The organism is Testudinibacter sp. 'clade 2', assembly GCF_006227735.1.
Taxonomy (GTDB): Bacteria; Pseudomonadota; Gammaproteobacteria; order Enterobacterales; family Pasteurellaceae; genus Chelonobacter.
In genome coordinates this window covers 1-717 of sequence record NZ_VDHB01000250.1, presented here as the reverse complement: position 1 = coordinate 717, position 717 = coordinate 1, and the positions used below count along the sequence as shown (strand labels likewise).

The following is a 717-nucleotide window of genomic DNA, read 5'->3' as shown; positions in this document are numbered from 1 at the left end:
ATATTTTGTCCCCTTAAATATGCATGAGGAATACCCGCATCCTGATAGATCCCTTCACCTTTATTAACATTAACAATATTAAATAGATAGAAACAGATTAATCCAGGATCTAGCTTAGTTAAAGAGATTTCCATACTTTCGATACTATAAAGAACCCAATAATCAGGATTAACTAAACTTAGCTGATTTTGTTCATATGCTGCTTTTTGCTGCTGAATAATTGGTAACAACCATTTTTCTAATTGCTGTTGAGTAGCACGCATAATTTCAGCATAAAATGTTAATAAATCACATTGTTTCAAACGTAGTGCTAATGGTGATAAAGATGGATGCTTTTCTAGACTTTTAGCTATTTTATCCTTTGTCTTAAAACCATGCAGTAGCCAAAAATCAGAAAGCGCTACCATCATTTCAGGTTTATGATTGCTATCTTTATAAATTCGTTTAGGATCTGATAAACTAATTCCCAACTCATTTTCCTGCTTAAAACCTAACTCTGCTTGCTCTTTTGTGGGATGCAATTGAATAGATAGCGGTTTTTTAACATCTAAAATTTTAAGTAAATATGGCAATTCAGTACCAAATTTGTTAATACTATATTCTCCTAAAACACCAGGCTTTTCTTTTATATAATTATTTAATGGGATAATAGTATCATTTAGAATTAAGTCAGATGGTGAAGAGCTATGAGCACCTAACCACCATTCTGCATAATAT

General features: G+C 31.5%; 1 protein-coding gene. It reads right to left on the bottom strand.

What is annotated here, in order from left to right; translation table 11 throughout:
* Window positions 1-717, bottom strand: a 717-nt coding sequence (manA, locus tag FHQ30_RS13055) for a mannose-6-phosphate isomerase, class I (protein ID WP_139625201.1), incomplete at both ends; no start/stop codon positions are given.